The sequence below is a fragment of the Rhodococcus sp. 05-2254-2 genome, assembly GCF_002259095.1.
In the GTDB taxonomy this organism is placed as follows: domain Bacteria; phylum Actinomycetota; class Actinomycetes; order Mycobacteriales; family Mycobacteriaceae; genus Rhodococcoides.
The window spans coordinates 58,536-84,609 of record NZ_NOZJ01000011.1 but is presented as its reverse complement, the minus strand read 5'-3'; the positions used below and the strand labels follow the sequence as shown (position 1 = coordinate 84,609).

Genomic DNA, 26,074 nt, shown 5'->3' with positions numbered 1-26,074 from the left:
GAGGTTGTTGACGGTGGTCCAGCCGCCGCCGCGAGGGTTGGCGTGGTCGAAGGCCACGATGTGGTCGAGTTGGCAGCGTGCGGCGGGTCGGTGGCAGCCGGGGAATCGGCAGTGTTTGTCGCGGAGTCGGACGGCGGCGGTGGTGAGGGCGTCGGGTCGGTAGATCAGGTCTCGGTCGGTGAGTGGGTCGCGGGGTACTAATTTTCCGAGGGTGGGGTCGGCGGCGATCGCGGCTTCGAGCGCGGCGGCAAGGGTGGCGTTGCCGAGGTAGAGGCCTGAGGGTGTGTTGATGGTTCGGTTGTCCATCCGGATCGCCGAGCGTAGGTCGAGTGCTGTGATGTTGCGGGCGGGATGTCTGATGTCGTCCAGGTCGAGGGCAGAGCTGTGCCGTGTGCCCCGGCCGAGGGGTGTGTGGGTGCAGAACAGGGCTGCAGCGGAGGTCAGCGATTGCGGGCGTCGCTGGTTGTCGCGGCTGTCAGCTGTGGGTGGGGATGTGTCAGCGCTCGGACTCGATGGTCCGTCCTCCATTGCTGGTGAAGTTTCATCCGTCGGTGCCGCCGTGGCGGTATCGGACCGTTCGTGTTGTGTTGCAGCTGAACGTGTATCGGACGCAACGCTGGGTGCTGGCTCCGTAATCGGTGCAGGTGCTTGTGCTGCATCGGAGCCACGGCCGGGATTTGTTCCCAGGCCGGAGGCCGAGTCCGCTGCTGTCGCCGGTGCTGGCGCAGTGGCCGTTGCCGTCACGCTTGTCGGCGAGGGCGAGGTGGTCGTTGCCGTCGCGCTGGTCGGCGAAGAAGCTGGGGTGGGTGATGGTGCGGTGGTTGATTCGGTGTCGGGGGCAGTGCTTGCAGCGGATTTGTTCGCCGGTTCCGTTTCCGGTGCAGTGGTCGCATCGGTATCGGTGGAAGTGCCGCATCCGGTCTCGGAGTCCGTTGCCGATGTTGTGTCTGTGCGAGTCTCGGTCCTGCGTGCTGCCGAGCCGGTGCTCGCTGCTGATGCCGATGCCGCTGCCGTTGATGCTGCCGGGTCGGTGTTCGTCGGCGGATCCGTATCTTCTTCTGTTTTCGGCGTGGGGTTTTTCGGTGTTCGTTCCCATTCCCCGGTCTCTGGGTTCTGCACAGCGAGTCCGAGTTTCTCTGCGAGGGTCACTGCTTCGGTGAGCAGGATCTGCCAGTGACTGTTGCGTGCCAACTCTCGCGCGAGGTCGGGGTCGATGGATCCGTGCCCGGCGAGGTAGGCGGGGTTGGCGAGTAGTCCGATGAGGGTGGCGATGTCGACGGTGATCATCGTGAGCGGCACCCGTCGATCCGGCAACGCTGTGTCTTTCTTCGGGCAATCGGTGCGTTGGCACAGGCATGCCAGTCGGGGTTCGCCGTGCATCCGGGCCATGAATGCATCGCACAGGCGTTCTTTCTTCCCGCGCGGATCTTTCGGGCAGAGGGTATCGGCCATTTCTTCGAGGAGTTGCCATGCGGCGGCGGCTTCGGGTGCTGTCAACTCGGCTCGGATGCGGGCGAGTTCGCCGGCGGGACTGTAGGTGACGGTGCGGAATTTCTTCGCGAACTCCCGCAACGCGGCGGCTTCCTCGGGTGCGACGCGCAGCAGGATGTTCCAGATCGCCTGTTCGAGCGGGCCCGGGGACGATCTCCGCGCCGCCTCGACGACCTCGGCTTCGACGCGGGTGACGATGTCGTCGGAGAGGTTGTCGAGGATCCGGCATACCGTCCGCACGCGGGGGAGGTCGATATCGCCGGTTTCGAACGCTGCCCGTAGCAGCGGCATTCGGGTGTGCAGGGCGACGCCGACGGAGACGTACGCTTCGGCGACGGTCGCCGAGCAGCCCAACGCCACGGACATTTCGGTGCGTCCGTATCGGCTGTAATGCTTGTGTTCGGTGTCGCGGGTGATCCAGTCGCAGTGCACGCGGTAGCAGGCGGTGATCTTGCGGGCCGCCTGTCGATTCTCCTCGCGCGCGGCAGCGGTCAACGCCTCCAGCGACACGGTCGGTACAGCCCCCATTTTTTCACCCCCCGGTGAGCAGCATTTTAGAACGTGCGTTCGAACTGAAAGAAGACTATCGCGACCCACCGACAAGAACGGAAAGGCGGTTCGGGACAGCTGGCTTGCTGGTCAGAGGCGGTGATCATGCAGTCGGCGTTCCGCGAGCAACCCAGCGGACCGCTCCGCGGCTCCCAGAGGGATGTGCGGAGCGGTTCAGGAGGTCCGGTCACACCGTGTATGTAGGAGGAGCCGATTACCTCGACGAGTTCGTGTCGGGGTAATCGGCTCCGTAGACCGGATTTGTGCCTGCAACCGGGCGATCAGCTACCGAGGACGCAGAACTGGCCGCTGGTGAGGTTCAGTGCCAGTGACAGGGGGCCGACGCAATCGACGCCCTGAGCCTCGGAGGTAGCGCCGGATCCCCATCCGGCGACTGCGAGTGTTGTCTGTCCGGCGTCTGCCCACGAGTGAGCGATTCCGCCGCCGAGTGCCAGTGCGTACGCCGTCCCTGCATTCTTGCTCGCTCCGAGGGCGACGCCGTATCCGTTGGCGTAGGTGGTCGTCGAGCCCGGGCCGTCGTTGACGCTGACTGCGGTGCCGCTGTCGGCAGCACCTGCGGTGGCCCGTCCGGTTCCGTTCGAGGTTGCTCCGCAGCTCGCGGTGTCGTCGACCTGGATGTCGTTGGCCGAGGGCGGAGACACACAGTTGACGGGGGCCGCCGACGCAGTGGCCGTGCCCGACAGGGCTGCAACCGTCAATCCCGAGCCCATGGCGAATATTGCTGCGGTGCGGGCAATTCGACTACCGAACCGACTGGACGTGCGCGCGGAGGAGGAGTTGGAGGACGAGAGACGGGGGAGGGAAACAGAGAACAAAAGAAAGCTCCTTCACGAGCGAAACGGGCCGGTGCGGCACACGGTACCCCGCCCCGCGAGTCCATGGCAGCAAGCTGGTGAGGTTTGTGTAACGGTGCCGCTGGCGTCCGGGGATGAATCGTCGTAGAAGTCCGGTTCTCCGCACCCTGACTGCAGCGGTCGTGGTACCCGGATGCGCGTTCGTGTCGCTGTTGTGCTCCGCTTCCGATCCATCGAATATGCCTCCACCACTTGACTGTTCGGCTTCTCTGGCAGGGCCGGCGCTCGCGTACGAGGTGGCAGGCGGCTCCGCGCGGCAGCGGGCCCCGGCACCGATCGAATGCAAGGAAATCGTTACCGGACGGCTCTCGTTGGTTGCCGACGATCCGACCGCGGCCGCGTCGAATACTGCCGAACTCATCGAGGTGGAATCGGCGCAGTCGAGCCGACAGGGCGAGCGTGACAGTTCGGTGTCACAGAAGAACTACCTCGCGTACCGGATCGATTTGTCGACGCTCACAATCAGTTTCACCTCCGAGGCCGAAGATGCTGGCCGTCTGCGTCGATGGTCGAAGACCTGACCTCACGATCCGACGCGACAAGAGTTTCGCCCGCCGCCAACGCACCTTCGGTCAGTGCGCGCCCCGACAGTCAGGGCTTCGAACGCGCTCGAACGCTAACCCGTCAGACGCTGCCTTCGTATCCGTGCTGGCGCCATGCCTCGTACATCGTCACTGCTGCCGCGTTCGCCAGGTTCAACGATCGGCGGCCGGGAATCATCGGGATTCGCAGTCGATCGGTCACGTGCGGGTCGTCCAGAACGTCGTCGGGCAATCCGGTGGGTTCCGGTCCGAACAGGAGGACGTCACCGGGTTCGTATGCGACGTCGGCGTAGGACCGGGCCGCGTGTGCGGTGTAGGCGAACACGCGAGTCGGTGCCAGCGCGGCCCACGCCGTGGGCAGGTCATCGTGCACCGTCACCGACGCCAGGTCGTGGTAGTCCAAGCCTGCCCGCTTGAGCTTCGCCTCGGACATGTCGAAGCCGAGCGGACCCACCAGGTGCAGTTCGCAGCCGGTGCCGGCGACCAGGCGAATCGCGTTGCCGGTGTTCTGTGGGATGCGGGGCTCGAAGAACATGAGTCGAAACACCCGGTTCACTCTGCCATCTCGAGCCCGGGAAGTATGGGGCAGGTGGACGACGAACAGACGATCGGTGAGGACTTTTCCGACACGCGACTGGACGGGCAGGAGTGGACCGGTAGGCAGTTCGTTCGGTGCACCTTTCGCGATGCGGACATGAGCGGCGTCCGAACCGACTCGGTGGTGTTCACCGAATGCGACTTCACCGGCACGGACCTCACCGAATCGATTCACGCGAACTCCGCATTTCGATCGTGCACTTTCACTCGTACCAATCTGCAGCACAGCACTTTTCGCCATGCGACTCTGATGGGATCGATGTTCGTCGACAGTCGCATGCGTCCCGCGACGTACGACGAGGTCGACTTCACCCTCGCGTCATTGGGCAGGGCCGACCTTCGCGGTCTCGATCTGACGGGGTGCCGAATGCGGGAGGCCAACCTGGTATCCGCAGACTTCCGCAAGGCCACGGTGCGATCGGTCGATTTCACCGGTGCCCGCACCGTCGACGCGAAGTTCGACGAGGCAGATCTGCGCGGAGCCGTCGCCGACGCATCGCTGTGGGTCAGCGCGAGCGTGCGCAACGCGAAGATCGAGCTGATGCAGGCTGTCGCATATGCAGGAGCGCACGGGCTGGTAGTCGAGGGCTGACGGCGGTGATCGGACCGGTGCGCCGCTGCTGACGCAGAACCTGGAACAATGACCGGGTGACTGCAACGATTCTCGATGGCAAAGCGACCCGTGACGAGATATTCGTCGATCTCACCGCCCGCGTGGCAACGCTGCGTGAGAAGGGCATCACCCCAGGTCTGGCGACCGTGTTGGTGGGCGACGATCCGGGTTCGGCTGCGTACGTCCGGGGTAAGCACAACGACTGCGCCAAGGTAGGCATCACGTCGATTCGTCGCGACCTACCCGCGGACATCACCCAGGCAGATCTCGAGGCCGTGATCGACGAACTCAATGCCAACCCCGAATGCACCGGCTACATCGTCCAATTGCCGTTGCCGAAGCATCTCGACGAGAACGCTGCGCTCGAGCGAATCGATCCGGACAAGGACGCCGACGGTCTGCACCCGATCAACCTCGGCCGTCTGGTGCTGGGCAAGGACGCCGCACTGCCGTGTACACCTCGCGGGATCGTGCACCTGCTGCGCCGCTACGACGTTGCTCTCGACGGCGCGCACGCGGTGGTCATCGGCCGCGGCGTGACGGTCGGGCGACCCATCGGCCTGCTGCTCACGAGGCGTTCGGAGAACTCGACAGTTACTTTGTGCCACACCGGAACTCGTGATCTGGCCGCCGAGGTCTCACGTGCGGACATCGTCATCGCCGCTGCCGGAGTGCCCGGATTGATCACTGCGGACATGGTCAAGCCTGGTGCTGCTGTGCTCGATGTCGGGGTGACCCGCACCGAGGACGGATTGCGCGGTGATGTCGCCGACGGTGTCGCGGAGGTGGCAGGTTTCCTCTCGCCGAACCCCGGCGGTGTCGGTCCGCTGACGCGGGCCTTTCTGCTCACCAATGTCGTCGAGCGCGCCGAACGCGTCGCCGCCGAGAGCTGAGCGGACCGACGTGAACGATGCAGAGCACGAGCGAAGCGAGCCCGATCCGGGATTTCGTGCGGCAGTCGCGCGCAACCTACCGATCGTCGCAGTCTCGGTCGTCGTTCTCGCCGCGCTGATCCTGGTGCTGGCCGATCGCTGGCGGCGCGGCGCGTTCATCTTCGGATGCGCAGCGCTGCTGGCGGCCGTCCTGCGGCTGTGTCTGCCCGAAACACGTGTCGGCACACTGCAAGTGCGCAGTCGCGTGTTCGATGTGCTGGCGCTGGGTGGCGTCGGCGGAGCCATTGTCTTTCTGTCGCTGTCGATCGATCCGCTGGGAACCGACTGACCTCGGCGCAAGCACCCGGTGAACGAGTGCGGTGTCAGCGCCGACCGAGGCGGGCCAGCTCCATCGTCTCGGCGAGCAGCTTGGCCACCGAATCGGCCTCGGTGAGGAAGCCGTCGTGTCCGTCACGCGACTGGATCACTTCGAGTCCGCGGCACTGGGGGAGTTCGCGAGCGATCTCCTTCTGCAGTCGAAGCGGATACAAGCGGTCGGAGTCGACTCCGCCGACGATGGTCGGGACAGATGTGGACGCAAGTGCGTCGGCCACTCCGCCACGGCCACGGCCTACGTCGTGTCGGTTCATCGCTTCGCTGAGCAGGACGTACGTCGCCGCGTCGAACCGGTTGACGAGCTTGGCAGCCTGATGCTCGAGGTAGCTCTGCGCGGAGTACCTGCCACCGGCCCACGGGTCTTCGTCGTTCTGCGGTGAGTTTCCGAACCTGATGTCGAGTTCGCTCTCGGTCCGGTACGTCAGGTGCGCGATGCGCCGCGCGATGCCGAGTCCAGCCGACGGTGAGGTGCCGGTGTCGTGATAGTTGCCGCCGAGCCATCCTGGATCGGCCTTGATCGCGGCGATCTGTGTTGTCTGGGTGCCGATCTGGTCGGCAGTCGCCCTGGCACCGACCGCGAGGACCAACGCCGCCGCCACTCGGTCGGGATGGCCCACGATCCACTCGAGGGTGCGCATCCCGCCCATCGAGCCGCCGACGACGGCTGCGAACCGCTCGATTCCGAGGACGTCGGCCACGGCCGCCTCGGCAGCGACCTGATCGCGGATGGAGATGTCCGGGAAGCGAGACCCGTAGGGCGTGCCGTCGGGCGAGACGCTGCTCGGGCCCGTGGTCCCGCCGCACCCGCCGAGCACGTTCGTCGCCACGACGCACCACTCGTCGGTGTCGATGGGGCAGCCGGGACCGACCATTCCGTTCCACCACCCGGGCAGGGCGTGATCTGCGTCCGGCGGACCGGACACGTGCGAGTCCCCGGTGAGGGCGTGTTCGACGAGCACGACGTTGCTGCGGTCGGTGGCGAGTTCACCCCACCGCTGCACCGCGACGGTCACCTGGGGGATTCGCTCGCCGTTCTCGAGATCGAGACCACCGATGTCGATGGTGCCCAACCGCCCGTCCGGAGACGGAAGAACCGCCTCCGGACGAACGCCTGTGTCGCAGCTGTTGCTCAAGATGCCGCCGCGCTGAATCCGACCTCGAGATCGGCGATGATGTCGTCGATCCCCTCGATGCCCACGGCGAGACGGACCAGGCCGGGAGTGACGCCCGATGCCAGCTGCTCCTCTGGAGTCAGCTGGGAATGCGTGGTGGATGCCGGGTGGATGACGAGTGAGCGCACGTCTCCGATGTTAGCGACGTGGCTGTGCAGAGTGAGAGCGTTGACGAACTTCTTGCCCGCGTCCACACCGCCCTTCAGCTCGAACGCGATGATCGCGCCCTGCCCCTTCGGCAACAATTCCTGCCCACGCTGGTACCACGGCGACGATTCGAGTCCGGCGTAGTTGATCGAGACGACGTCGTCGCGACCGGCGAGGAAGGCAGCGACCTTCTGCGCATTCGCCACATGCCGCTCGATCCGAAGGCTCAACGTCTCCAGACCCTGACTGATGAGGAAGGCGTTGAACGGCGAGACTGCAGCACCGATGTCACGCAGCAGTTGGACGCGTGCCTTCAATGCGAACGCGGGCGCGCCCAGATCGGCGAACACGACGCCGTGGTAGCTCGGATCCGCGGTGGTGAAGTTGGGATGACGGCCCTGCGTCCAATCGAAGGTGCCACCGTCGACGATGACGCCCGCGATGGCTGTTCCGTGTCCGCCGAGGTACTTCGTCGCCGAGTGCACCACGATGTCGGCACCGTGCTTCAACGGCTGCAGCAGGTACGGCGTCGCCACGGTGTTGTCCACGATCAGCGGGATGCCGTTCTCGTGGGCCACTGCCGAGATCCCCGGGATATCGAGGATGTCGTTCTTGGGGTTCGAGATCGACTCGCCGTAGAACGCCTTGGTCGACGGAGTGATCGCGGCACGCCACTGCTCGAGGTCGTCGGGATCGTCGACGAACGAGACGGTGATACCCAGCTTGGGGAGCGTGTAGTGGAACAGGTTGTACGTGCCGCCGTAGAGCCGCGGACTCGACACGATGTGGTCGCCCGCCTCGGCGAGGTTGAGAATCGCGAACGTCTCGGCGGCCTGCCCCGACGCGAGCAGCAATGCCGCGACGCCACCTTCGAGGGCCGCGATGCGCTGCTCGACGACATCCTGTGTCGGGTTGATGATCCGGGTGTAGATGTTGCCGGGCTCGGCCAGACCGAACAAGGCGGCGGCGTGATCGGTGTTGTCGAACGTGTACGAGGTGGTCTGGTAGATGGGCAACGCACGAGCCCTGGTGGTGCCGTCCGGTGTCTGACCCGAATGGATCTGCTTGGTCTCGAAGCTCCAGTCGGCTGCGGGATCGGTGAACGGATCCTCGGTGGGTACTCCGGTGGCGTCGACGACGTCGGGGGTGGAATCGGTCATGGCTGGTGATACTCCGTTTTATTGAGACGAGTGTGTCTGAGACGAATCGAATGTCGAATCGAGCTCGAGAAGTCGAGCGCTACGGGGCGTATCGGTACAGCAACACATGGAAGAACCTCCTGACAGGCTTCGGCCCCTGGGGACCGAAGGTTCAGTGGGTCCGCTTCCTGCGGACCCGCGCTTGTCGAAACGGCACTCGCGTGCCGTATCGGCCTGGTCGTTCACCCGGGGCACCCCACCGCGGTTGGAGGGTTGCCGGCCAGCAAGCCGGGGCTCGATGCTGGCACTCATGACCTGGCGAACATCGTAGCGGGTAACGGCCACCCCACCGGAACGAGGGCATGGCGTCCGATCGGGTCGAGCTCGAGCAGATGTTCGGGTGAGGACAATCACCGTGCATCTGCGCGAAACAATCTGCCCTCGGGAAGACAATTGACGGGAGCTACGTTGCCTTCTGGGTCGGACCCGGTGGGTCCCCGACCGCAGGCTCGAATTCCGGCCGCTTCCTCTGCCCCCGATTTGCACACGAAGGTTGTACTGCTGTGACTGTCACCGATTCCGCTCTTGCCCGAGTCAGCGCTGTGCGCGGCAAGGTGTCGAGTGGCCTGAGTGTCAGTCACCGACCGCACTCCACCCGCCGCAAGCTCGCGATGCTGGCACTGTCCATCGGCGGCTTCGGGATCGGCACCACGGAGTTCGCGTCGATGGGGCTGTTGCCGGACATCGCCACGACGATGGGGATCTCCGAGCCCTCGGCCGGCCACATGATCTCCGCGTATGCGCTCGGCGTCGTGGTCGGTGCGCCGACCATCGCAGCCCTGGCTGCTCGCGTTCCCCGGCGGATGTTGCTGCTGGCGCTGATGGTGGCCTTCACGCTCGGCAACCTCGGCACGGTGTTCGCGCCCAGCTTCAACGAACTCGTCGCCTCGCGCTTCGTCGCCGGCCTACCGCACGGTGCGTACTTCGGTGTCGCGGCCCTGGTGGCTGCTCACCTCGCCGAACCGGGCAAGCGAGCCAAGGCCGTCGCGATGGTGATGATGGGACTCTCGGTCGCGAACGTCGTCGGCGTCCCGGTGGCGACCTGGATCGGGCAGGCGTTGGGATGGCGCAGTGCATTCACGCTCGTTGCTGTCATCGGTGCCCTCACGGTCGCCGCGCTCGTCCTCTGGATGCCACGACTCGACGCGATGCCGACCACCAGCCCCATCACCGAGCTGGGCGCACTGCGCCGCAGCCAGGTATGGATGACCCTGTTCGTGGGCATCGTCGGATTCGGCGGCATGTTCGCGGTCTACACCTACATCGCGTCGACGCTGACCGACGTTGCCGGTCTCGCCCGCGCACTCGTTCCGGTCGCCCTGATGATCTACGGACTCGGAATGGTCGTCGGAAACTACGCCGGCGGCTGGCTCGCCGACAGGTACCAGCTCAAGGGCACCTTCGTCGGTTTGGCCGCTACTGCGGTAACTCTTGCGGTGTTCGTCGTGGCCGCACACAATCCGATCACCGCACTCCTGCTGGTGTTCCTCATCGGCGCGTCCGGCTCTTCTGTGGTCCCCGGTCTGCAGACGAGGTTGATGGACGTGGCCGAGGACGCTCAGACGCTCGCCGCATCGCTCAACCATGCCGCGTTCAACCTGGCCAACGCCATCGGAGCGGCAGTCGGTGGTGCCGTGATCGCCGCAGGATTCGGGTACACGGCACCCGCCGCCGTCGGCTCGGGCCTGGCGGTGGCCGGTCTCGGTGTACTGGCCACCGCCATGTGGATGGACAAGCGTTCCGCCGCGTAGGAACGCCCAGGATCAGCCGGTGATCGTTGCAGGCGTTCCACCGAGGGCCTCGTCCAGCGCCGGAGTCAGCCTGTCGATCACGTACGGCAGGCTGAGCACGCTGGTGAAGTAGATCGCGCCCGCCGTCACGCCGTCGGTGAACACGAGGGTGCCGTCCTGCACCGGCTCGAGTGCGCCGTACACCGCCTCCTTCTCCAGTTCCGTGCGGTCCCCGGGCTCCTCGGTTCCCCAGATCAACACGTCGGCGGCGTTCAGGACCGACAGATTCTCGAGCGGGATGCTCGCCTGCGCGCTGCCGTCGGCCGGAACGTAGGCGTCGATGTCGTCGGGAATGACGAAGCCCAATTCGGTGAGGAAGTCCGTGCTCAACCCGTCCTGGTACGCGATCGCCTTGCCCTCGTAGAACGCGTTCTGTAGGAAGATCGCCTTCTTGCCGGCGAATTCGGGGTGCGCGGCCGCGGCGTCGGCGAACTTCTGGTTCACGCCGTCGATCAAGGCGTCGACCTCGGTCTTCTTACCGAGTGCACGTCCGATCTTGTCGGCCTGAATGTCCCAGGGCTCGAAGTAGGCGGTGGCGGCGTCCGATTGGGCGAGCGTCGGCGCAATGTCACTGAGCGTGTCGTACGTGTCCGCTGTCAGTCCCGCATTGGTGGCGATGATCAGATCGGGCTCGAGTGCGGCGATCTTTTCGGTCTCGAATCCGTCGTCGTTCGAGAGCACCTCGGGCTCCGCGTCGCCCAACGCGGCCTGTGCCCAGGGCCAGGTGGCGAAGGGCTGATCGCCGTACCACTCCGTCACGCCGACGGGTATCACGCCGAGAGCCAACACTGTGTCCTGTTCGGTGTAGCCGGCCACCACTATGCGAGTGGGTTCTTCGGGCACGACGGTCTCACCGAACGCGTGCTCGATCGTGACGGGGAAGGCCGCCGAATCGGAGGACGCACCGGCCGTCGGCGACGCCTCGTCGGCGGAGGAGTTCGAGCATGCTGTCAGCAGTCCCGCGGTGGTCAGTGCAACTGCGCACACCGCCCAGGTCCGATGAAGTGGTCGGATGTGCATCGATACGCCTTTCGGAAGGGTTGGCTAACCGCAGGAAGGGTAGCCCACCCTAATGAAATTCTCGGCAGGTTCGTCTGCAGACGCGACGTGAAACGCCTGGCTCCAACCTTCACCGAACCTCCACATTTCCCGACGGGCTCCTCCACGTGCGCCCTCTAGGGTCAGTTCTCATGAGCCGCACAGTTCTCGTCGTCGACGACGAGCCCACGATCTCCGACGCCGTTGCCGCTCGGCTGCGCGGCGAAGGGTACGAGGTCGTCACTGCCGCCGACGGCCCGGCTGCCGTCGACGCGTGCGCCAGGATCGATCCCGACGTGGTGGTGCTCGATCTGATGCTGCCCGGGTTCGACGGGCTCGAGGTGTGCCGCCGTATCCAGGCGTCCCGCCCGGTCCCGGTGTTGATGTTGACGGCCAAGTCCGACGAGACGGACATGCTCGTCGGCCTGGGCGTCGGCGCGGACGACTACCTCGGGAAGCCGTTCAGTATGCGCGAGTTGGTCGCTCGCGTGCACGCCCTGGTTCGGCGTGCCGAGCGAGCGGTGGCCGCCGAACCGCAGGCGGTTCGAGTCGGTGACGTGCAGATCGATCACCGGGAACGGCGGGTGACCACTTCCTCCGGTGACATCCACTTGACCAGAACGGAATTCGACATCCTCGCCTATCTGGCTGCTCGGCCGCGCACTGCGGTCTCGCGGGAGACCCTGTTGTCCGAACTCTGGGGCTGGGACGATTCGGCCAGCAGCAGGACGGTCGATTCTCACGTGAAAGCGTTGCGGCGCAAGCTCGGTGGCGATCTCATCCGCACCGTGCACGGCGTCGGCTATGCCGTGGAGTCGCCGCGATGACGCGCATGCTGCCGCGTCCGTTGGATCCGTTGCGGTCGTTCAAGCTCAAGGTTTCGCTCGTCGTCGGTATCGTGCTGGTGCTCGCGAGCGTCGTCTTCTGGATCGGGGCGGGCTGGCAATTTCGCTACACCCTGCTCGCAGCTCTCGTCGTGTCATTGGCCGTGACACAGTTCGTCGCCCACGGGATGACGTCGCCGCTGCGCGAGATGACCTCGGCCGCCAAAGCGATGGCGCGAGGGGACTATTCGACACGAGTGCGAGCCACGTCGAGGGACGAGGTGGGTGAGCTCGCCACGGCGTTCAACACCATGGCGAGTGACCTGGAAGCTGCCGAGAAGTACCGCCGCGAACTGATCGGCAACGTCTCGCACGAGTTGAAGACGCCCATCGCTGCGCTGCGTGCCGTGCTCGAGAACATGGTCGACGGGGTGACCGACGCGAATCCCGCAACGCTGTCGGTGGCGCTGCGTCAAACCGAACGACTCGGAGATCTGGTCAGCGAACTGCTCGACCTGTCTCGGGTGGAGGGCGGTGTGCTCACCATTGCCCCGGAGGAGTTCGCGGTGCAGCAATTCCTCGAGGACGCGACCTCCGTTCACCGAGGACGAGTGTCGATCGTCGTCTCGCCCGGAGATTCGACGGTCGTGGCCGACCGATCTCGCATGACACAGGTGATCACCAACCTCGTCGACAACGCTGTGCGGCATTCCCCCCATTCGAGCACTGTGACGCTGCGGGCTCACCGAATCGGCGGAGCCTATGCATTCGACGTCGTAGACCAGGGGCCGGGCATCGCCCTCGCCGATCGCCATGCGGTGTTCGACCGATTCACCCGCGGCGGATCCACCGACGGCGGAACAGGTCTCGGCCTCGGCATCGCCCGCTGGGCCACCGAGCTGCACGGCGGAACCATCGAAGTTCTCGACACCGAATTCGGCTGCCACATCAGAGTGGCCATCCCCGAGCACTGACTTTCCCGATCCACCCGAACCGCGACTGCTCGTCTCCGGACTGCAGCCGCCGACCTTCCATGCCCGAAACACACAACAAGGAAGTGTTATGAGCACGATCGACATTCCGATTCAGCCGAGATCGAAGCACGTGCGCTCTGTCTGGGGGCCGCGCACCTGGCCGGTGCTGCGGTATTCGCAGCCCCCGCGCGCGGCACTCCTCGGGTCGGCTCTCGCCGGACTGGTCGGAGCAGCGACGTTGGTGGACAACACGTTCGGTGTACTGGTCACTGCCGTGGCCTTCGTCGTAGTCGTGCTCGCGGTCCGCCGCGGCAGGCTCTCGCGGTGGGAATGGGTCGGCGTGGCAGGAGCGCTGGCCTTGGCGAGCGTGTCGGCACTGCGCGCGGCCGAGTGGATCGTGACGATGTCGACGACGCTGGCCATCGTGGTCGCAGTGGTGGTGCTCTCCCGTGCCTGGACGTGGACGGGAATTGCACTCGGCGGTCTCCTGCCGGTGTTGCTGCCGGTGCGGGTTGCTCGGTGGATCCGACGCGGAGCCGGTTCGATCGACCTGGAGGGGCCGCGGCCGGTGCGGGCCGGCATGGTCGCCGTTGTCACGATCGCACTCGTCGCCGTGTTCGCAGCGTTGTTCGGTGCGGCCGACAAGCGCTTCTCGGATGCACTGGGCGCGGTGACGCCCGAGTTCGATGCCGTGTCCATCTTCGGACGCATTCTCGTCTTCGTGCTCACTGCAGCAGGTGCGCTCGCGGTCTGCTACGTCGCGCTGCATCCGCCTCGATTCGATCGCCTCGCTCCGTCGCCGCGTCGATCGGTGCAGTTGTGGGAGTGGATGATTCCGCTCGGGGCGGTGGTGGCGTTGTTCGTCGTGTTCGTCGGGTTCCAGGTTCCGACGCTGTTCGGCGGGCAGGGGCATGTGGCGATCACGGAGGGGCTGACCAATGCCGAGTACGCCCGGCAGGGCTTCTGGCAATTGCTGGCAGTGACGGTACTGACACTGTTCGTCATTGCGGTGACGGTCGCCAAGGCTCCGCGAAACCGCAGAGGAGATCGAATCGCATTGCGGGCGTTGCTCGGAGCGCTGTGCCTGCTGTCGTTGGTGATCGTTGCGTCGGCCCTGCATCGAATGTCGTTGTACGAGCAGCAGTACGGCTACACGACGCTCAGATTGTTCGTCACGGCCGTCGAGTGGTGGCTGGGATCGGTGTTCGTACTGCTTCTGATCTCGGGCGCGCGGATGTCGGGGCGCTGGCTACCGAGAGCCGTGGGCGTCGGTGCGGTTCTGACCGTGCTCACGCTGGCGGCTCTGAATCCGGATGCGTACATCGCACGGCACAACGTCGATCGCTTCGAGCAGACCGGACGCATCGATACGTCCTACGTCGGTGGGTTGTCGTCCGACGCCGACGCGGAGCTCGAGCGACTGCCCGACTACGTTCGTCCCTGCGTGCAAGCCCGAGGTCCGGTGTTCGTCGGGGATACCTGGCACCTGTGCACGGACCCTTCGGTATCTGTACCCTGAGCAACGACTCGGGTTCGGTGGCACACCAGGGAGGTGCGGGATGAGATACCAGCGCATGGTCGTCACCTCGCTGCTCCTCGTGACGCTGTACCTGACGATGCCGACCGCAACCGCAGACGTGGCCCTGATTCTCGTCGCGGCGCTGGCAACGCTGATGCTGCTCGCGCACCGTGTCGATGTTCCGGCACTGCTGCGCCTGCTGCCGAACGTCGGCCCCGCCGCAGAAGAACGCCATCTGCGAGGCTCTTTCCGGCGTCAACATCGCCCGGATGCTCCGGGCCGCCCACAGCCACGAGCACCCGGTGCACTGGTGGGGGCGCTGTAGCTCGACAGTTCCCCCACGCCTTCGCAATCCGTTGTCCGCGAGGCTGTCCCAAGGAACTCAAGATGCTCGATTCTCGAACCCTTCACCTGGCGATTCGACGCTACGCCGGGACGCTGGTCGGCGTCCTCGCCGTCCTGCTCGTCGTCTTCGCCGTCGTCGACGCACAACCCGCCGCACAGATAGCGATGTTCGGTGCGCTGGTCGCGGCGTCCCTGGTCGTCCTCGGTGCGCGGTGCGACCTCGCCGTGATCGCACCGCTGTCGTTGTGCGCCGCAGGCGCGGACGGGCGGCGGCTTCGGGGATCGTTCCGCAGGCAACAGCAACCCGATGCGCCCGGTCGCCCCATGCCCAGAGCACCCGGTTCGGTCCACGGACCGGACCGGTGGCTCCAGTTCTCCTGAGCCACTGCGAGATCCGGTCGAGACGCCAACCGACCGACTTCTCTCACAGTGAGGTGCTCCACCATGCTCGATGTCGTCTACTATCCCGTCTCCGCGGTGCTGTGGTTCTGGCACAGAGTCTTCGGGTCCGTGCTCGGCCCCGACAACGGCTTCGCCTGGGCGTTGGCCGTGATATTTCTGGTCTTCACGCTTCGTGCGGTGTTGATCAAGCCGTTCGTCAGTCAGATTCGTTCCCAGCTCGCGATGAAGAGGCTCCAACCACAGATCAAGGCCGTGCAGAAGAAGTACTCCGGGGACCGTGCTCGACAGGCAACCGAAATGCGGAAGTTGCAGCAGGAACACGGTTTCAACCCCGTGATGGGGTGCCTGCCCCTGCTGGCGCAGGGCCCGGTGTTCATCGGCCTGCTGCACGTGCTGCGCTCGTTCAACCGTACCGGCACCGGATTCGGTCATCTCGGTATGACGGCGCAGGAAAATGCGAACACCGCGAACTACGTCTTCAGCGCCGCCGATGTGCAGTCCTTTCTCGACGCGCGGCTGTTCGGTGCGCCGATCTCTGCTGCTATGAACAGCTCGCGCGAGGTTCTGGAGGCATTCGGCCCGTTCGGGGGAGTGCCGTCGGTGTTGAGCATCGCGCTCGTCGCGGTCCCGTTGATGATCGTCGCTGCGGTGGCCACGCATCTGAACTCGCGGGCGTCCGTCGCTCGGCAGGACGCAGCGGCGCTGGCAAACCCGCAGACCGCGATCATGAACAAGCTCGTGCTCTGGGTGTTCCCGGCAGGCGTGCTCGTCGGTGGGCCGGTACTTCCGGTTGCGGTGTTGCTGTACTGGGTGAGCAACAACATCTGGACCTACGCTCAGCAGCACCTCGTCTACCGACGCATCGATCGAGAACCGACTACCTCGCCGGAGGTGACATCGGCGGTCACCGCCCCCAAGCCCGGGGCCAAGCCGAGGCATCCTTAGCAACCTCGCCGGAGGTGCCGCCGACGGAAGGCGAGCAGCCGACTGTCGGTGGGCTCGGCTACCGTCGTCGGCGTGCCGATCACTGTTTCCACTGTCAACGTCAACGGAATTCGCGCAGCTGTTCGCAAGGGCATGCTGCCATGGCTCGAGGCCACCGATGCCGACGTCATCTGCCTGCAGGAAACCCGCGCCAACGACGGGGAACTGACCAAGGCGTTGGCCCCGGCCCTCGATGCGGGCTGGCACCTGGCCTCGGCCGAGCCGTCCGCGAAGGGACGCAACGGGGTAGCCCTGCTGTCGAAGGCGGCTCCCGATGCGATTCGCACCGGCATCGGTGCCGCCGAATTCGCCGATGTGGGTCGCTACATCGAAGGCGACTTCGGCGATGTCACCGTGGCGAGCCTGTATCTGCCGTCGGGCGAGGTGGGTACCGAACGCCAGGACGAGAAGGAACGCTTCATGGCGGCGTTCGCGAAGTATCTGGCCAAGACGGCCAAGGCCGCGAAGTCCGACGATCGGGACGTGGTGGTGTGCGGCGATTGGAACATCGCCCACACCGAGGCCGATCTCAAGGCATGGAAGACCAACCGCAAGAACTCCGGCTTCCTGCCCGAGGAACGCGAGTGGTTGGCGCGGTTGCTCGCCGAGAAGGCACCGTGGACCGACGTCGTACGGGCTCTGCACCCGGGCGTCGAAGGTCCGTACAGCTGGTGGTCCTACCGCGGCAAGGCCTTCGACAACGACGCCGGGTGGCGGATCGACTATCAGTTGGCCACGGGCGATCTGGCCGAGCGCGCCAAGGAAGCGATCACCGAGCGGGCCGAGGCGTACGACCAGCGATGGTCCGATCATGCTCCGGTGACAGTGCGCTACCGCTAGAGCGAGCCAGCGGAGTGACCCGTGTTGGCTAGGCAGGGAGTTGGCGTCGATGGGGTCGTGAAAAGATTGCCGTATGTCTTCCTCCGACTCCATCGACACTCCGCAAGGTCCGCGTCGGAGGGTGCTCTCCGGCATCCAACCGACTGCGGATTCGTTCCATCTCGGTAACTACCTGGGTGCGGTGCGGAACTGGGTGGAGTTGCAGGACGAGTTCGACGCGTTCTATTTCATTCCGGACCTACATGCGATCACCGTTCCGCAGGATCCCAAGGAGCTTCGCCGCCGCACCCGGGTGGCCGCGGCGCAGTTGCTCGCGGTAGGGATCGATCCGGAGAAGTCGACGCTGTTCGTGCAGAGTCAGGTGCCCGAGCATGCGCAGCTGGCGTGGGTTCTGAACTGCATCACCGGATTCGGCGAAGCAGCGAGGATGACGCAGTTCAAGGACAAGTCCGCCAAGCAGGGTCGCGATCACACCAGCGTCGGGCTGTTCACCTACCCGATTCTGCAGGCCGCGGACATTCTTCTCTATCGGCCGAATCTGGTGCCCGTGGGCGAGGATCAGCGGCAACACCTGGAGCTGACGCGCGATCTGGCGCAGCGTTTCAACACGCGATTCAAGAAGACGTTCGTCGTGCCCGATGCGCACATCATCAAGGGCACCGCGAAGATCTTCGATCTACAGGATCCCACCGCGAAGATGAGCAAGTCCTCGTCGAATCCGGCGGGCATCGTAAACATTCTCGACGATCCGAAGGTGTCGGCCAAGAAGATTCGGTCGGCAGTGACGGACAACGAACGCGACATCGTGTTCGATCCGGAGAACAAAGCGGGCGTCAGCAATCTATTGGTGATTCAGTCCGCGCTGTCGGGCGTGAGTATCGACGATCTCGTTGCCGGGTACGCGGGCAAGGGCTACGGCGACCTCAAATCCGACACCGCCGACGTTCTGACCGAGTTCGTCGTTCCGCTGCGGGAGCGGATGGACGGGTTCATGGCCGATGTGGCCGAACTCGACCGCATCCTCGCGTCCGGTGCGCATCGAGCCAGGGAAGTGGCGAGTCGAACGCTTGCTCAGGTGTACGACCGGGTGGGTTTCTTGCCGCCTGGCGCATAGCATTTTCGACACACCGGGTTTCGCTGTGCTGCGATGCGGCGACACCATCCGACAGCAGCCGACAACAGCGAGAAGGCGAGTGCCATGCCAGATTTCAAGGCGATCCTCGACGACCGGCGCAACCGGTGGCCGTGGCTCGATCACACTGTTGTCGCTGCGCAGCGGTACCAGGGTCAGAAGGGCGACTACTACGCGGCCGGCATGACGTACTTCAGTGTGCTGGCCCTGTTCCCGCTGCTGATGGTCGCATTCGCGATCGCCGGGTTCGTGCTGGTGAATCAGCCCGAGTGGCTTGCCGAGATACAGTCGCAGATTGCCGAGAACGTGCCGGGCAGCTTCGGCGAGACGATCAACTCGCTGATCCAGACGGCCATCGAGTCTCGGACGAGCGTCGGCATCATCGGTCTGCTCGGTGCGTTGTATGCGGGTCTCGGTTGGATCGCCAACCTGCGTGAAGCACTGACCGCCATGTGGGAGAGCCAGCACGAGCAGGGTGGTTTTCTGGCCACCAAGGCCAAGGATTTCGCCGCGCTGCTCGGGCTGGGGACCGCACTGGTGCTGTCGTTGGCGTTGTCGGCACTCGCCGGAGGTGGCCTGATGCGCAGCATTCTCGAGTGGGCCAATCTCGATTCCGTTCCGGGAGTGGGCGTCGCACTGCGCGTGTTCTCCGTTCTACTTGCGCTGGCGGGTACCTGGGCGTTGTTCACCTGGGTGATCTCGAGGCTGCCGCGCGAGCCGGTGTCGTGGCGCAGCGCAGCCAAAGGTGCGCTGCTCGCTGCCGTCGGATTCGAGATCTTCAAGCAGCTCGGTGCCCTTTACCTGGCTTCGGTGACGAGCGGTCCTGCGGGCGTGGTCTTCGGACCGATCATCGGTCTGCTGGTGTTCGTGTTCACGACGTCGCGTCTCGTGTTGTTCTCCACGTCGTTCGCCGCGACGACTCGAGAAAGCTTGGCCGAAGCCCACGTTCCGGCCCCGGAGCCGGCGGTGATCAACACGAGGGTCGAGGTCAGTGAGGGGCCGGGCGTCACGGGCGGTCTGGCTCTGGTGGGTGCCGGTGCCCTCGCAGCTCTCGGTTTCGCGGGACTGCGCAACCGGCGTCGCTGATCAGCGGTTGCGCGACAGACGCCGAGCGCCCCACAACAGCCCGATCACCACGATCGACCCGAGGACACCGATCGCGATGCGAACGACGGTGTCGCCCTGGGCCTGCATCTCGGACTGGCGGGAGCTCGAGCCCGACGCCGATGCGGGTGGCTGGGCAAGTGTCGGCGTGGCCTCGGGCGCGCGGGTGCTCGTCACCGCGGACGTCGATTGCGGCTCCACGAGCTCGCCGACGCCGCGGCTCGAACCGAGAGCGAACCCGTAGTCCAACAGGCGGGCCGCTTGCTCCCACGGCCGGATCGGCAGCACGTCTCCCTTCATGATCGTCACGACGAGACGTCGACCGCCCCGCTCTGCTCCTGCGACGAACGTCTGGCGCGCATCGTCGGTGTACCCGGTCTTGCCGCCGAGTGCGCCCTGGTAGTTGTAGAGCAACTGATTGTCGTTGGAGAGGGTGAACCCGGGCCGGTCCTGGTCGTCCGGGATCGTGGGATCCTTCGGGTAGCCGGGAAACTGAACCGTCTCGGTCGAAATCAGTTGCGCAAAAGTCGGATCACGCATGGCCGCGCGGTAGATCAACGCCAGATCGTAGGCAGAGCTCGCCATGCCGGGACCGTCGAGACCCGACGGCGTGGCGGTGCGCGTATCGAGCGCACCCAGTTCTGCGGCCTTGGCATTCATCTTGTCCACGGTGGCGGAGTCACCGCCCAGCTGCCTGGACAACGCATGCGCCGCATCGTTTCCCGATGCCATCACCAGTCCCTGCATCAATTGGAGATTGGTGTACACACCGTTCTCGCCGATGCCGACGGCACTGCCCTCTGCATCGGCGTCCTCCGCGGTCGCGGTGATCTGGGTATCCAGGTTCAGCTCGTCGAGGGCAACGAGTGCGAGCAGCACCTTGATCGTGCTCGCCGGCCGATGCCGCCCGTGCGGATCCTTGGCGACCAGAACGGAGCCCGAGTCCATGTCGGCCACCACGAACCCGGTGGCCGAGATGTCCGCGGGCAACGGGGGAGCCCCGTCCGGCAGTACCGCTCCACACTCGGCGAGCCGATCCCCGCCGACGGCCTCGGCGGGAATCGGGAGTGGTTGCGGGGCAGTGCTTCCAGGGGCAGGTACCTCGGACAGGTCGATCGCAGGGGGCGGTGATGCGGCGAAGGGGCAGCTGTCGGTGTCGGGCGTCGTGAACGGCGGTGTCGTCGTCACCACCGGTGGCTCGGCGGCAGGTTGTGCCAGAGCCGGTCCACAGCCGAAGCCGACGAGAATCATCGACACTGCCGACGCGGCCAACCACACTCGAATCCTTTTCATCGCGAATCACCATAGGCGCTCGGGGGTCGGTCGACGTGGCGACCCACCGGCGCGCGTCGCCCGAACGACCACTCCGATCCTCGTCCCGACATCGCCAGCGGCGACGACCGAATGCAGGCCCTCGCGCAGCGGCCCGCACCCGCCACCAGAATGAGAACTCGCTCATGTTGTCTTCCTTCGGTTCTCACGTTCGACAGCGATCGTTAGGTCATCACCGAAACGGTGGCCCACAGAACTCGAATCGAAGGAGCAGTCATGAGAATGCCGGCAAAGTTCATGATCGTCGGTGCAGCAGCCGTTGTCGTCACCCTCGGAAGCGTCGGCGCACTCGCGATCGCCGACGACGGCCCCGCCCAGCAGCGGCCGTCGTCGATCTCGGTGGAACAGCCTCTGTCGGTGGCAGATTCGGCCTCGAACCCGCCGGCAGCGCCCCAGCAGCCCGCAACGACCCGAATCTCGGACGACCGTTACGACGACGACTGGGACGACTGGGACGATCGCAACGACGACCTGGACGACCGTTATAACGACGACTGGGACGATCGCAACGATGACCTGGACGATCGCAACGACGACTGGCACGACCGCGACGATGACCGGGACGATCTGGACGATCGCAACGACGATAACGACGACGATCAGGACGACGACAACGACCGGGACGACTGAGACTCGAGCAGTGGCGTCGGCACCGGCCGACGCCATTCATGTCTCGGACAGTCGGTACCCCATTCCGCGGACGGTCTCGATTCGTGTGGCACCGAATTTCGCCCGGAGGTAGCGGACGTAGACGTCGACGACGTTGGAGCCCGGGTCGAAGTCGTAGCCCCACACCTGCGACAGGAGTTGCTCTCGCGAGAGGACCTGGCCCGGGTGGCGCATGAAGGTCTCGGCGAGGGCGAACTCACGGGCCGACAGGTCGACAGTGCGGTCTCCCGCCACAGCTCGTCGAGTACGCAGGTCCAGGGTGAGGTCGGCGACGGTGAGCTGAGTGGTGTCGACGGTTCTCTTGGTGCCCAGGCGAACTCGGATGCGCGCCAGCAGTTCCTCGAACCGGAACGGTTTGGCCATGTAGTCGTCGGCGCCGGTCTCGAGACCGGACACCACGTCGTGGACGCTGTCGCGGGCAGTCAACACGATCACCGGTATCTCGCATTGCTCTCCGCGCAGTCGCTGCAGTACCTCGAAGCCGTCCATGTTCGGCAGACCGATGTCGAGTACCACCAGATCGAAGTCACCGCTGCGGGCGTGTTCGTAAGCGGATCTACCGTCGGAGACGGTGGTCGTGCTGAAGCCGCTCGCTCGGAGCCCCTTCTGGACGAACGAGGCGATGCGGGGTTCGTCTTCGGCGATCAGGATGCGGGCCATGGTCGATCTTTCTGCGAGGGAACGGAATCGGTCAGTGGGATCGTGATGGTGAACGTGGCACCGTGCCCCGGTGCGCTGCCGACACTCACCCGTCCGCGGTGGGCCTGTGCGATGGCGGTGACGATGGACAACCCGAGCCCCGCGCCCTCGGTGCGTCTGGTTCCGTTGCGACCGCGGGCGAAGCGCTCGAAGATTCGTTCCTGCTCGTCGCGCGCGATTCCCGGGCCCGAGTCGGTGACCCAGAACCGGATGTCACCGTCGGACAGTTGGGATCCGATGCCGACACGACTGCCGGGCATCGTGTGGTGGGTTGCGTTGTCCGCCAACGCCAGCAGCGCCTGGGTCAGCCGTTGTGCGTCGAGCGGCGCGTGGACGGTCGCGCTGGCCTCGAGCACCCATTCCCGGTCGGCGAGGGAGGTCACCTTGTCGAACACGCTTCGGGTGAGCGCGTCGACATCGGTGACGACGGGGTTGACGAAGCTCGTCTGGTCGGCTCGGGTGAGCAGCAACAGGTCCGCGACGAGCCGGTTCATCCGATCGAGTTCGTCGTCGACGAGCGCGACGGTATCGCGCACGTCGACGGGGTCGTCGTGGTCGAGCACGTCGAGATGGCCGCGGACGATGGTGATGGGAGTGCGGAGTTCGTGGCCCGCGTCGTCGAGAAATCGGCGTTGACTGGCCGCGCCGGACTCGATCCGATCGAGCATCGAGTTCAGTGTGTCGATCAGGGCTCCGATGTCGTCGCCTCGACCCGTTGTTCTGGCGTCGGTGATTCGGCCGGACAGGTCGGTCTCGGTGATCGTTCTGGCGGTTGCGGTGATGTGTCTGATCGGCGACATGATGCGGCCCGCGACCAACCACGCCCCCACTGCCGCCAGCACCGAGGTGACGCCGCCGACGACGAGCATCAAGGTCGCGGTCTCGTCGGCGGAGGCGCGTTCCTGATCTGCGAAGTACGCGGCGACCACGACCCCGGTCACCGGGTCGCCCGCCAGCGAGACCGGCACCGCGAGGTACACCACTTCACCTGCGGCGCTCGAGTACGAACCCTCGACGGGCGCGGTGACGGTCCCGACTTCGGCGGTGAAGCCGTTGTCGTCGGACAGTCGCACCGGTGCCTGCTGCCTGCTCTGCACGGCGAACACGCCGTCCACGTAGCCCAGGAACTTCTCGTTGGGGCGGGCGAGGTTGTAGGTGATCACCACGCGGAGCACGTCGTTGATGTCGTCGAACGGTGCGCCGGTTCCGGGATCGACGCCTGCGTCGGTGAGGGTGGTGAACTCGGCGATCTCGGTGCGCAGCGATTCGCGCATGCGGTTGTCGGTGGCGCGGATCATGAGCAGCCAGGTGGTGACGGTGACGGCCGCCAGAGACGCCAACACCAGCAACAGGACCCACGAGAAGATGCGGCTCCTGGCGCTGGTCGGGCGTAGGGCAAGCAGTCGCGTCCGCATCACGTGGTCGGTCTTGCAGCAGGATCAGTCGTCGTCATCGTCATCCCAGTCGTCGTCGAAGTCATCGTCCCAGTCGGCAGGCGGCAGCGGCGGCGGGGGCACGAATCCGTCCGGTGCCACCGGCTGTGGCGCGGCGGTCGGCGCGGTGCTGGGCGCGGGCTCGCCCGGCTGTGGTGCACCGGGAACGGGTTGCGGAGTACCCGGGGCGGATTGCACGGGTGCGGCGGGTGCGACTATGGGTGCGGGCAACGGGGTCTGCTCGCCCGTCGATCGAGTCGTCAGCAATGCCACGACGAGCACGCCGAGCGTGAGCAGACCCAGGGCCGAGACGATGATGGTTCGCACACGGTCGAGTCTGACGACGGCGGATTGTGGCTACGTGAATCGGACATGAGAGTTCTCTCATGTCGTCCGAGGTCCCGTGCTGCTCCGAATACTTGTCGGCTGTTCGAGAGGAAATGCAATGAGGGTTCGGCAAAGGCGCGGACCGATCGCGGTCGGCGCGATCTGTGCGGTCGCGGCACTGACGGTCGCTGCCTGTTCGAGCACCGGTGGTGCTCCTCGATCGTCCGACGACGGAAGCAACGCGGGAGTGGCAAACACTCCGTCGGCGACGATCGCGATGATCACGCACGAGGTTCCCGGCGACACCTTCTGGGATCTGGTTCGAAAGGGTGCCGAGGCCGCCGCGGCCAAGGACAACATCGAACTGCGCTACTCCGCAGATCCCGAAGCGCCCAACCAGGCCAACCTCGTCCAGAGTGCGATCGACTCGAAGGTCGACGGTATCGCGGTCACGTTGGCCAAACCCGACGCGATGGCCCCCGCCGTCGAGGTAGCGACCGCCGCGGGCGTACCGGTCGTCGCGTTCAATTCCGGTTACGAGTCCTGGAAGGACATGGGAGTCCAGCAGTACTTCGGCCAGGACGAGACCATCGCCGGCGAGGCCGCGGGTGCGCGGCTCACCGATGACGGCGCCCGCAAGACTCTGTGCATCATCCAGGAGCAGGGGGCGGTCGCCCTCGAGGCTCGCTGTGCCGGCGTGACGCAGGGCTTCGGAGGCACCACCGAGATCCTGAACGTCAACAGCAAGGACATGCCGTCCGTCGAGTCGACCATCACTGCCAAGCTGCAGCAGGATCCGACCATCGACCACGTCATTGCCCTCGCCGCTCCGATCGCGCTGACTGCGGTGCAGTCGAAGAACAACGCGGGCAGCGACGCCACGATCGTCACGTTCGACACCAACGCCGCACTCGTCGACGCGATCGAGTCGGGCGACGTGGCGTGGGCCATCGATCAGCAGCCCTACCTGCAGGGTTACCTGGCCGTCGACTCGCTGTGGCTCTACCTCAACAACGGCAACACGATCGGCGGCGGAACCCCGGTGCTGACCGGGCCCGCGTTCATCGACTCGACCAACATCGACGCGGTCGCCGAGTACGCCCGCAACGGCACACGCTGAGTGCGTCGCTTCGGCGCGGAAGGAAGAGCATGTCCACACAGGCCGATCCGGCTCTGTCCGAACACACCGTGATCACCGATGAGCGGATCAAGAAACAGAAACCGTTGCAGCGGTTGCTGATTCGCCCGGAGATCGGTGCCCTGTTCGGTGCGGTCGCCATCTTCGTCTTCTTCTGCATCGTGGCACCACCGTTTCGATCACCCGAGGCTCTCGCGACCGTGCTGTACGCATCCTCGACCATCGGCATCATGGCGATCGGGGTCTCGCTGCTGATGATCGGCGGAGAATTCGACCTCTCCACCGGAGTCGCGGTGACGTTCTCGTCGATCATGGCCTCCACGCTGGCCTACAACCTGCACCTCAACGTGTGGACAGGCTCGGCGCTGGCGCTGGTACTGGCACTGGCGGTCGGTTTCCTCAACGGATACCTGGTGATGACGACCAAGATTCCGTCGTTTCTGATCACGTTGGCGTCGTTTCTGATGCTCACCGGCGTCAATCTCGCCGTCACCAAACTCGTCACCGGCCAGGTCGCCACTCCGTCCATCTCGGACATGGAGGGATTCGACTCGGCCAAGGCCTTCTTCTCGTCCTCGTTCTCGCTGCTGGGAGTCTCGGTCCGCATCACCGTCGTGTGGTGGATCGTGTTCACGCTCGCCGCGACCTGGGTGCTGATGAAGACCCGGGTCGGCAACTGGATCTTCGCCGTCGGCGGCAACCAGGAATCGGCGCGTGCCGTCGGCGTCCCGGTCACGAGGGTCAAGATCGGCCTGTTCATGTTCGTCGGCTTCTGCGCCTGGTTCGTCGGCATGCACCTGCTGTTCGCCTTCGACACCGTGCAGTCCGGTCAAGGCGTGGGCAACGAATTCCTCTACATCATCGCCGCCGTCATCGGCGGCTGCCTGCTCACCGGTGGATACGGTACGGCTGTCGGTGCGTTCATCGGTGCGTTCATCTTCGGCATGACCAATCAGGGCATCGTGTACGCAGGCTGGAACCCGGACTGGTTCAAGTTCTTCCTCGGCGCGATGCTGCTGTTCGCAGTGATCGCGAACAGCTCCTTCCGCAACTACGCGGCGAAAAGGTGAC

At 65.3% G+C, this 26,074-nt stretch carries 27 protein-coding genes and 1 riboswitch; of the genes, 17 read left to right on the top strand and 10 right to left on the bottom strand.

Going from position 1 to position 26,074, the window contains the following annotated elements; all coding sequences use genetic code 11:
- Both CH283_RS18035 and CH283_RS18030 read right to left on the bottom strand, forming a co-directional pair.
- The coding region (locus CH283_RS18035) for an HNH endonuclease signature motif containing protein (protein ID WP_141216249.1) at positions 1-2,019 on the bottom strand (2,019 nt) is incomplete at its 3' end.
- A gap of 302 nt (positions 2,020-2,321) precedes the next feature.
- Positions 2,322-2,876, bottom strand: coding sequence for a DUF6764 family protein (locus CH283_RS18030; protein ID WP_176460461.1), 555 nt, complete (start codon positions 2,874-2,876; stop codon positions 2,322-2,324).
- Between the two features lie 218 nt (positions 2,877-3,094).
- Between CH283_RS18030 and CH283_RS18025 the strand changes: the two genes are divergently transcribed.
- The gene (locus tag CH283_RS18025; RefSeq protein WP_094653730.1) at positions 3,095-3,436 is read left to right on the top strand and encodes a DUF4349 domain-containing protein; all 342 of its coding nucleotides are present in this window, start codon (positions 3,095-3,097) and stop codon (positions 3,434-3,436) included.
- 103 nt (positions 3,437-3,539) lie between these two features.
- Here CH283_RS18025 and CH283_RS18020 read toward each other — a convergent pair whose 3' ends face one another.
- Positions 3,540-4,004 (bottom strand): tRNA (cytidine(34)-2'-O)-methyltransferase, encoded by a 465-nt coding sequence (locus tag CH283_RS18020; protein ID WP_176460460.1) that lies wholly within the window; start codon positions 4,002-4,004, stop codon positions 3,540-3,542.
- A gap of 33 nt (positions 4,005-4,037) precedes the next feature.
- On the opposite strand from CH283_RS18020, the gene CH283_RS18015 reads away from it, so the two are divergent.
- From CH283_RS18015 to CH283_RS18005, 3 genes are read left to right on the top strand one after another with little or no spacing between them, the layout of a single operon-like run.
- Positions 4,038-4,646 carry a pentapeptide repeat-containing protein gene (locus tag CH283_RS18015; protein ID WP_094639027.1) on the top strand — a complete coding sequence of 203 codons (609 nt, stop codon included), beginning with the start codon at positions 4,038-4,040 and terminating at the stop codon, positions 4,644-4,646.
- Positions 4,647-4,702: 56 nt separating this feature from the next.
- Positions 4,703-5,560, top strand: coding sequence for a bifunctional methylenetetrahydrofolate dehydrogenase/methenyltetrahydrofolate cyclohydrolase (locus tag CH283_RS18010; RefSeq protein WP_068051746.1), 858 nt, complete (start codon positions 4,703-4,705; stop codon positions 5,558-5,560).
- A 10-nt stretch (positions 5,561-5,570) separates the two neighbouring features.
- Positions 5,571-5,888 (top strand): DUF3017 domain-containing protein, encoded by a 318-nt coding sequence (locus CH283_RS18005; protein WP_094639035.1) that lies wholly within the window; start codon positions 5,571-5,573, stop codon positions 5,886-5,888.
- Between the two features lie 34 nt (positions 5,889-5,922).
- Here the strand turns inward: CH283_RS18005 and metX are convergent, their stop codons facing one another.
- Positions 5,923-7,071: a homoserine O-acetyltransferase MetX gene (gene metX / locus CH283_RS18000; RefSeq protein ID WP_373557636.1), complete on the bottom strand. Its 1,149-nt coding sequence runs from the start codon at positions 7,069-7,071 to the stop codon at positions 5,923-5,925.
- Positions 7,065-8,414 (bottom strand): bifunctional o-acetylhomoserine/o-acetylserine sulfhydrylase, encoded by a 1,350-nt coding sequence (locus CH283_RS17995; protein WP_094639025.1) that lies wholly within the window; start codon positions 8,412-8,414, stop codon positions 7,065-7,067. The genes metX and CH283_RS17995 overlap by 7 nt, the downstream gene beginning before the upstream one ends.
- 172 nt (positions 8,415-8,586) lie before the next feature.
- Positions 8,587-8,709, bottom strand: a riboswitch (SAM riboswitch).
- Between the two features lie 355 nt (positions 8,710-9,064).
- Here CH283_RS17995 and CH283_RS17990 point away from each other — a divergent pair.
- Positions 9,065-10,204 (top strand): MFS transporter, encoded by a 1,140-nt coding sequence (locus CH283_RS17990; protein WP_068051784.1) that lies wholly within the window; start codon positions 9,065-9,067, stop codon positions 10,202-10,204.
- A 12-nt stretch (positions 10,205-10,216) separates the two neighbouring features.
- Here CH283_RS17990 and CH283_RS17985 read toward each other — a convergent pair whose 3' ends face one another.
- Entirely contained in the window at positions 10,217-11,263 is a 1,047-nt protein-coding gene (locus CH283_RS17985; protein WP_068051738.1) for an ABC transporter substrate-binding protein, read from the bottom strand.
- Positions 11,264-11,433: 170 nt separating this feature from the next.
- Here CH283_RS17985 and CH283_RS17980 point away from each other — a divergent pair, with 170 nt between their 5' ends.
- The 9 genes from CH283_RS17980 (at position 11,434) to yhjD (ending at position 19,387) form a co-directional block, all read left to right on the top strand.
- Positions 11,434-12,108: a response regulator transcription factor gene (locus CH283_RS17980; RefSeq protein WP_068051735.1), complete on the top strand. Its 675-nt coding sequence runs from the start codon at positions 11,434-11,436 to the stop codon at positions 12,106-12,108.
- Entirely contained in the window at positions 12,105-13,079 is a 975-nt protein-coding gene (locus CH283_RS17975; RefSeq protein WP_068051732.1) for a HAMP domain-containing sensor histidine kinase, read from the top strand. Before CH283_RS17980 ends, CH283_RS17975 begins: the two co-directional genes overlap by 4 nt.
- A gap of 88 nt (positions 13,080-13,167) precedes the next feature.
- On the top strand, positions 13,168-14,598 hold the full coding sequence (locus tag CH283_RS17970) for a DUF4153 domain-containing protein (RefSeq protein WP_094639024.1): 1,431 nt from the start codon (positions 13,168-13,170) through the stop codon (positions 14,596-14,598).
- Positions 14,599-14,638: 40 nt separating this feature from the next.
- Positions 14,639-14,923, top strand: a complete 285-nt coding sequence (locus CH283_RS17965; RefSeq protein ID WP_068051721.1) for a DUF6412 domain-containing protein — start codon at positions 14,639-14,641, stop codon at positions 14,921-14,923.
- Between the two features lie 62 nt (positions 14,924-14,985).
- Positions 14,986-15,324, top strand: coding sequence for a DUF6412 domain-containing protein (locus CH283_RS17960; RefSeq protein ID WP_068051718.1), 339 nt, complete (start codon positions 14,986-14,988; stop codon positions 15,322-15,324).
- Between the two features lie 63 nt (positions 15,325-15,387).
- Positions 15,388-16,290 carry a membrane protein insertase YidC gene (gene yidC, locus CH283_RS17955; protein WP_094639023.1) on the top strand — a complete coding sequence of 301 codons (903 nt, stop codon included), beginning with the start codon at positions 15,388-15,390 and terminating at the stop codon, positions 16,288-16,290.
- A gap of 132 nt (positions 16,291-16,422) precedes the next feature.
- On the top strand, positions 16,423-17,169 hold the full coding sequence (locus tag CH283_RS17950; protein WP_373557635.1) for an exodeoxyribonuclease III: 747 nt from the start codon (positions 16,423-16,425) through the stop codon (positions 17,167-17,169).
- Positions 17,170-17,242: 73 nt separating this feature from the next.
- Positions 17,243-18,283, top strand: coding sequence for a tryptophan--tRNA ligase (gene trpS / locus CH283_RS17945; RefSeq protein ID WP_094639022.1), 1,041 nt, complete (start codon positions 17,243-17,245; stop codon positions 18,281-18,283).
- A gap of 84 nt (positions 18,284-18,367) precedes the next feature.
- The gene (gene yhjD / locus CH283_RS17940) at positions 18,368-19,387 is read left to right on the top strand and encodes an inner membrane protein YhjD (protein WP_068051712.1); all 1,020 of its coding nucleotides are present in this window, start codon (positions 18,368-18,370) and stop codon (positions 19,385-19,387) included.
- Here the strand turns inward: yhjD and CH283_RS17935 are convergent, their stop codons facing one another.
- Complete coding sequence (locus tag CH283_RS17935) at positions 19,388-20,698, bottom strand: D-alanyl-D-alanine carboxypeptidase family protein (RefSeq protein ID WP_094639021.1); 1,311 nt, start codon at positions 20,696-20,698, stop codon at positions 19,388-19,390. It abuts the gene before it with no gap.
- 255 nt (positions 20,699-20,953) lie between these two features.
- Here CH283_RS17935 and CH283_RS17930 point away from each other — a divergent pair, with 255 nt between their 5' ends.
- Entirely contained in the window at positions 20,954-21,367 is a 414-nt protein-coding gene (locus CH283_RS17930; protein WP_176460459.1) for a hypothetical protein, read from the top strand.
- A 36-nt stretch (positions 21,368-21,403) separates the two neighbouring features.
- Here CH283_RS17930 and CH283_RS17920 read toward each other — a convergent pair whose 3' ends face one another.
- Genes CH283_RS17920 through CH283_RS17910 form a run of 3 tightly spaced genes read right to left on the bottom strand, consistent with a single transcriptional unit; the run spans position 21,404 to position 23,865 of the window.
- Entirely contained in the window at positions 21,404-22,066 is a 663-nt protein-coding gene (locus CH283_RS17920; protein ID WP_068051697.1) for a response regulator transcription factor, read from the bottom strand.
- Entirely contained in the window at positions 22,051-23,520 is a 1,470-nt protein-coding gene (locus CH283_RS17915) for a sensor histidine kinase (protein ID WP_094639020.1), read from the bottom strand. The genes CH283_RS17920 and CH283_RS17915 overlap by 16 nt, the downstream gene beginning before the upstream one ends.
- 24 nt (positions 23,521-23,544) lie before the next feature.
- The gene (locus CH283_RS17910; RefSeq protein WP_068051693.1) at positions 23,545-23,865 is read right to left on the bottom strand and encodes a hypothetical protein; all 321 of its coding nucleotides are present in this window, start codon (positions 23,863-23,865) and stop codon (positions 23,545-23,547) included.
- A gap of 118 nt (positions 23,866-23,983) precedes the next feature.
- Here CH283_RS17910 and CH283_RS17905 point away from each other — a divergent pair, with 118 nt between their 5' ends.
- Positions 23,984-24,985: a substrate-binding domain-containing protein gene (locus CH283_RS17905; protein WP_094639019.1), complete on the top strand. Its 1,002-nt coding sequence runs from the start codon at positions 23,984-23,986 to the stop codon at positions 24,983-24,985.
- Positions 24,986-25,014: 29 nt separating this feature from the next.
- The gene (locus CH283_RS17900) at positions 25,015-26,073 is read left to right on the top strand and encodes an ABC transporter permease (protein ID WP_094639018.1); all 1,059 of its coding nucleotides are present in this window, start codon (positions 25,015-25,017) and stop codon (positions 26,071-26,073) included.
- Position 26,074 lies beyond the last annotated feature (1 nt).

Bases quoted from the DNA above. Each gene is read 5' to 3' on its own strand.
- CH283_RS18025 (WP_094653730.1), top strand. From the start codon at position 3,095: ATGCCTCCACCACTTGACTGTTCGGCTTCTCTGGCAGGGCCGGCGCTC.
- CH283_RS18015 (WP_094639027.1), top strand. From the start codon at position 4,038: ATGGGGCAGGTGGACGACGAACAGACGATCGGTGAGGACTTTTCCGAC.
- CH283_RS17995 (WP_094639025.1), bottom strand. From the start codon at position 8,414: ATGACCGATTCCACCCCCGACGTCGTCGACGCCACCGGAGTACCCACC.
- CH283_RS17990 (WP_068051784.1), top strand. From the start codon at position 9,065: ATGCTGGCACTGTCCATCGGCGGCTTCGGGATCGGCACCACGGAGTTC.
- CH283_RS17985 (WP_068051738.1), bottom strand. From the start codon at position 11,263: ATGCACATCCGACCACTTCATCGGACCTGGGCGGTGTGCGCAGTTGCA.
- CH283_RS17980 (WP_068051735.1), top strand. From the start codon at position 11,434: ATGAGCCGCACAGTTCTCGTCGTCGACGACGAGCCCACGATCTCCGAC.
- CH283_RS17975 (WP_068051732.1), top strand. From the start codon at position 12,105: ATGACGCGCATGCTGCCGCGTCCGTTGGATCCGTTGCGGTCGTTCAAG.
- CH283_RS17970 (WP_094639024.1), top strand. From the start codon at position 13,168: ATGAGCACGATCGACATTCCGATTCAGCCGAGATCGAAGCACGTGCGC.
- CH283_RS17965 (WP_068051721.1), top strand. From the start codon at position 14,639: ATGAGATACCAGCGCATGGTCGTCACCTCGCTGCTCCTCGTGACGCTG.
- CH283_RS17960 (WP_068051718.1), top strand. From the start codon at position 14,986: ATGCTCGATTCTCGAACCCTTCACCTGGCGATTCGACGCTACGCCGGG.
- yidC (WP_094639023.1), top strand. From the start codon at position 15,388: ATGCTCGATGTCGTCTACTATCCCGTCTCCGCGGTGCTGTGGTTCTGG.
- CH283_RS17950 (WP_373557635.1), top strand. From the start codon at position 16,423: ATGCTGCCATGGCTCGAGGCCACCGATGCCGACGTCATCTGCCTGCAG.
- trpS (WP_094639022.1), top strand. From the start codon at position 17,243: ATGTCTTCCTCCGACTCCATCGACACTCCGCAAGGTCCGCGTCGGAGG.
- yhjD (WP_068051712.1), top strand. From the start codon at position 18,368: ATGCCAGATTTCAAGGCGATCCTCGACGACCGGCGCAACCGGTGGCCG.
- CH283_RS17935 (WP_094639021.1), bottom strand. From the start codon at position 20,698: ATGAAAAGGATTCGAGTGTGGTTGGCCGCGTCGGCAGTGTCGATGATT.
- CH283_RS17930 (WP_176460459.1), top strand. From the start codon at position 20,954: ATGAGAATGCCGGCAAAGTTCATGATCGTCGGTGCAGCAGCCGTTGTC.
- CH283_RS17920 (WP_068051697.1), bottom strand. From the start codon at position 22,066: ATGGCCCGCATCCTGATCGCCGAAGACGAACCCCGCATCGCCTCGTTC.
- CH283_RS17915 (WP_094639020.1), bottom strand. From the start codon at position 23,520: ATGCGGACGCGACTGCTTGCCCTACGCCCGACCAGCGCCAGGAGCCGC.
- CH283_RS17905 (WP_094639019.1), top strand. From the start codon at position 23,984: ATGAGGGTTCGGCAAAGGCGCGGACCGATCGCGGTCGGCGCGATCTGT.
- CH283_RS17900 (WP_094639018.1), top strand. From the start codon at position 25,015: ATGTCCACACAGGCCGATCCGGCTCTGTCCGAACACACCGTGATCACC.